The sequence below is a fragment of the Dialister sp. UBA1703 genome (assembly GCA_002320515.1).
Taxonomy (GTDB): Bacteria; Bacillota; Negativicutes; order Veillonellales; family Dialisteraceae; genus Dialister.
The window spans coordinates 1-4,218 of record DCJJ01000132.1 but is presented as its reverse complement, the minus strand read 5'-3'; the positions used below and the strand labels follow the sequence as shown (position 1 = coordinate 4,218).

The 4,218-nt window shown below is 56.7% G+C and carries 6 protein-coding genes; all 6 read right to left on the bottom strand.

All coding sequences use genetic code 11. The features are described 5' to 3' along the window. Positions 1–218: 218 nt before the first annotated feature. From B2Y11_RS05925 to B2Y11_RS05900, 6 genes are read right to left on the bottom strand one after another with little or no spacing between them, the layout of a single operon-like run. Positions 219–800, bottom strand: a complete 582-nt coding sequence (locus tag B2Y11_RS05925) for a shikimate kinase (RefSeq protein WP_291057283.1) — start codon at positions 798–800, stop codon at positions 219–221. Beyond that, the gene (locus tag B2Y11_RS05920; protein WP_291057280.1) at positions 688–1,245 is read right to left on the bottom strand and encodes a hypothetical protein; all 558 of its coding nucleotides are present in this window, start codon (positions 1,243–1,245) and stop codon (positions 688–690) included. Before B2Y11_RS05920 ends, B2Y11_RS05925 begins: the two co-directional genes overlap by 113 nt. Continuing rightward, positions 1,220–2,632: a PilN domain-containing protein gene (locus tag B2Y11_RS05915; protein ID WP_291057278.1), complete on the bottom strand. Its 1,413-nt coding sequence runs from the start codon at positions 2,630–2,632 to the stop codon at positions 1,220–1,222. The genes B2Y11_RS05920 and B2Y11_RS05915 overlap by 26 nt, the downstream gene beginning before the upstream one ends. Further along, the gene (locus B2Y11_RS05910; RefSeq protein WP_291057276.1) at positions 2,622–3,008 is read right to left on the bottom strand and encodes a hypothetical protein; all 387 of its coding nucleotides are present in this window, start codon (positions 3,006–3,008) and stop codon (positions 2,622–2,624) included. The genes B2Y11_RS05915 and B2Y11_RS05910 overlap by 11 nt, the downstream gene beginning before the upstream one ends. After that, on the bottom strand, positions 3,001–3,525 hold the full coding sequence (locus B2Y11_RS05905) for a hypothetical protein (protein WP_291057274.1): 525 nt from the start codon (positions 3,523–3,525) through the stop codon (positions 3,001–3,003). Before B2Y11_RS05905 ends, B2Y11_RS05910 begins: the two co-directional genes overlap by 8 nt. Further along, positions 3,522–3,887, bottom strand: a complete 366-nt coding sequence (locus tag B2Y11_RS05900) for a hypothetical protein (RefSeq protein WP_291057272.1) — start codon at positions 3,885–3,887, stop codon at positions 3,522–3,524. The genes B2Y11_RS05905 and B2Y11_RS05900 overlap by 4 nt, the downstream gene beginning before the upstream one ends. Positions 3,888–4,218 lie beyond the last annotated feature (331 nt).

Here is a 4,218-nt window from a genome sequence, read left to right as displayed (position 1 = left end):
ACTTTGGCTGACTTGGAGGTCCTATGCAGGGCCTCCACAGTACTTCATACCTCCCGAGGGCGGAAGCCCGGAGCCCGCCTGTAAGGCGAAGCCGATCACAGGCAGAACCCTGGCAGCCCAGGACCAGAGGCCCGGCGGCTGCCTCAACCCTCACGCCCGTAAGGGCGTGTCAACCTTCGGGAATACTGGAAAGCACCGCCATGGCCCATCCAGCGCCCCTATTTCCTCCGTTCCGCGAAGGTCACGTGGTGCTGGTCTATATATCTGGCGATGAGGAGGGCGGTCTGTTCGGGGTGGCAGTTGGTGGTGTTGATGACCAGGTCCACCCGGTCCCTCCATTTCGCCCATTTCCGGAGCATCTGCCGCACGTAGCCGTCTACGTCGGAGTAGTCCATGGTCGGTCTTTTGCCGATCCGGCGGCGCACCCGTTCCGCCAGGCGGAAGGGGCGGGCGTAGAGGAGGATCATGAGGCCGTATTCGGAGAGGAGGTGGAATTTTTCTTCTGTCATGGGGTAGTTGCCACCCATGGCAATCACCGCTTCGTGGTAGTAGCGCACGTGGCCTATGACCTGCATTTCCTTTTCCGCGAAGGCTTCGGGGCCTGCTTCTTTATAAAAATCTGCTATTTTCTTTCCGGTTTCTCGTTCCATCATCCGGTCCGTGTCCGCCAGCTGCCATTCCAGTCCGTCAGAAAGGATCTTCGCCGCCCGGCTCTTGCCGGTGCCCATGGGCCCGATGAGGACTATATTTCTCTTTTTCATAGGTACCTCGGATTTGGAATGTCTGGATCTCCATTTCATAGGCCAGTCCTTTGGGGGACCGTTTCAGTTCTTTGAGGTTCACGGCACTCCATCTTTCTTTGCCTTTTATTATATCAAAGGTTTGCACAATTTGTGCATAGGTGCCGGTGCCGGAAATATGAAAAATGTGAAATATTCCTTTCTCCCCTTCCATTTCTTCTTCCTTAACGGTGTCCGCTTTGAGGCCCGTTTCTTCCAGGGCATTCAAAAGGGAGGCGGAGGAAACAGCAGGGAAGAGGCTTTCCAGAAAGGGCAGGCGGGACGGTGCTTCAGGCAGGGCGGCGAAGTGCCTGATTTCCCTGTTTTCCATGTCTTTGGCGGCGCTGAGGCTTTCCTTTTCCGCCGTCATGAGTTTGAGGTATCCGCCGCCCAGAAAGAGGAGGAGGGCAAGGAGGAGGAAAACGCCCCTGTATTTCCTGTCATTTCTGAGGTTTTTCCAGTCCATGGGCCCCTCCTTTCAGTGAAATGGTAAAGTCCACCAGCCGGGTGACAGGGTTTACCTGCCTTTTCCCGTTCTGCAGGGGCTTTCCCCAGGAGGCGGAGAAGGAGTTCCGAAAGAGGGTCACCTGCTCCGGCGACTGGGCGGTGCCTTTGATATGAAGGATGTCCCCTTCCTGGCGGATGGAGGAAATCACAATGCCCGGAGGCAGGGATTCGCCCAAAGACACCAGTTTTTCTTCCCATTTCCCGTCCCTTTTTTCCAGCTTCTGCAAAAGATCCAGAATCTCTCTTTCCTCCGCCCTTTCCTGCCTTGCCTGCACCATGCGCTCCTTTTGCGGCACCAGGGCTTCCCCTTCCTGCCGGAGATCTTCGAGATGGCTGCTGGCGGCAATGAATTGTCCACCGGAATAAAGGAAGAACCCCATCCCCAGAAGGCAGAGGGCCTGGGCTGCCCGAAGGGTTCTGTTTTCAGGACTGATGAAGGGCGGCGCCTTTTCCGTAAGGGGCAGGGTGAGATGCCCATGGTCCATCCCTTTCCAGAGAGGCTCCATGGCCTGCCAGGCGGTGGCGGAGCCTGAAAAGGGAGTTTCTTCCATGGTCACGGCGCCGGCAGGAAGGCTGTCCGTCCCTTCGATTTCCTTCTTTACCCTGTCCTTCCAGAAAATCCGCTCCTCTTCCCTGCAGTCCGCCAGGGGGATGAAGAAGCAGCCTGCCTTTTCCATGTGGAAATTGGAAAGGCAGCGGCCCATGAAGAGGGACATTTTCCCTTCCTCATCCTTCTTCAGGATGCGGCTGCGAAGGAGTTTTTCTGTGCGGAAAATAAGGATGGCCGACCGCCGGCGGCCGTAAAGGATGAAATGGGGCAGCGGGGAAAGGGGGATGGCCGTCACAGGAAGAACCTTCCCTATGCGGACGCCTGCGGAAAGGGCGCTCTTTTCCCACAGGGAAAGGGTCCCTTTTTTCACTGCCTCCACGTGCACCTCCCAGCCCGCCGGCGTGTGGGAGGTCACCTCATAGCCTACGGCCATGGGCTCCTCCGTCCGGAAGAGCCGGTCTTCCTCCCAGTACATGGTTTCTTCCATTTCCTCCTCCGTCATGGCGGGATATTTCCTGTTTTCCATCCGAAGATCCGGGAAATTGACAAGGAGAAGCACATCCTTCCACTTCATCCCCTTTTCTTGAAGCTCCCGGAAGGCGGCGGTTATATTTTCTGCCGTCACCTTTTCCACCGGCGCAGAGGAGCGGCGAAGGAAACGGCGGCCCTCCAGGTCCGCCGCCCAGAGCCTGCCGTCCAGAAGGAAACAGATCATGAAGGGATGGCGCCAGGCCTGCCACTGCTGCCACAGGGGATGGGCCTGTAATTTCTTAATCCACTGTTCTTTACGGTTCACTTCTGATGTCCTCCACTTTCAGCAGACCTTTTCCTTCCTTTTCTTCCAAAGTATAGGAAATCACCACATACCGCCGGTAATCCTTCCTTCCATCCTCCGCCATGGACTGGATTTTCCCTTCTTCCGGAAAGGATACGGTTACCATCCTGCCCAAAAGGGTAAGGGACAGATCCCTTTTCTCCCCGCCTTGGGAGAGCAGCGCCAGGGCCCAGCTGGCCCCGCTTTCCGCTCCGTAGACGGACTGAAGTCCCTTCCTGTAATGAATGACGGCCTCCCGGCTCCTTCCCTGGTAAAAAAGAAATCCCAGGGACAGGGTGAGCAGGGCCGTAAGGAAGAGAAGGAGGGAGAGGGCCAGACTTCCTTTTCTCCTATTCATAGACCTTCCCCTTTTCATAGAAATCGGCGTAGGGAATGACGGAAGTTTCAAAATCCAGGTCCCTCCCCTTCATCTGCCGGTACATGGTAAAGGAAATCCTCACCGGCCCGCCGCCCTCCTGCCGGAAAAGATGTCCTTCTCCCGGCAGGAAAACATCGCTCTCAGGGCCGGTGTGCTCTCCTGTTATAGGCTGGATGGTATCGTTGTAGAGCTGGATTTTCAGCTTCTCCCTGTCCACGAAGAAACGGTAGGTACCATCGGTGCCGTTATCCGTAATAGCCGCATAATCATAGCTGTCCCCATTCACCGCCTTTGCCATGGGGCGCCGGTTGTTCCTGATTTTTTCCACCATGAAATCCATGGCAAAAAGCCCTGTTTCCGAAAGCTTCGTCCGCGCTGTCCCCATTTCCAGAGCGGTCAGCCAGCTGCCTGCCAGCGGCGCCATCAGGGCAGCAAGGGCTGACAGCAGAAGGAGGGCCATCAGGGCGTCCAGCAGCATCAGTCCCTTCCTCTTCATCCCCTGTCCTCCACCAGCGTTTCCAGTACAAACCCTTCGCTCCCCCTGCCCGCCGCCCGGCACCGGACGCGGACCATGGGCACCCCCTGAAATTCCTCCGCCTGCCGCCGGATGTCTACCTGGTATACCCTTCCATTCCGCGTGACCCTTTCGGAAGACGGCATGGCCCCCTTCCCGAAGCGGAGATAATACTTGGCCCGCTCCATTCTGTCCTGGGCCAGGAGAGCCTCGTCCAGCGCCATCTCCCGCTTTCCCTCCCACTCCAGAGCCGTATGAAGAGAAAAAGCCATGCCGGCGATCAGGACGCCTGCCGCCGAAAGCCCGCACAGGGCCCAGAAGAGAAGAAAGCCTTTCCGTTTCATAGATACCTCCTTGGGGCCGCGAAGCGGCCCCGGGTTCAAAGGGTTCAGAGGGTTCAGAGGGGGCGCCCTTTGGGCGCAAAAGGGGCACGGCTGACGCCGCTGGTTGTGGCCGCTTCGCGGCAGGTTCTGTAAAAGGGTTATGTGGGAAAGTGTTGTGGAAGAGGTTCTCAAGTTTGACCGGCCTTTGGCGGTCGGGTTCTTAGGGAAGCGCTGATTAAATCATTGTTTGCTTTTATTCTTGAATTTTTATGCAATGCAAGGAATGGGACGACGCGAATAGCGAGCTATTTAAGGAGTCCCATGACGAAGCAGTGCATAAAAATTCTTATAA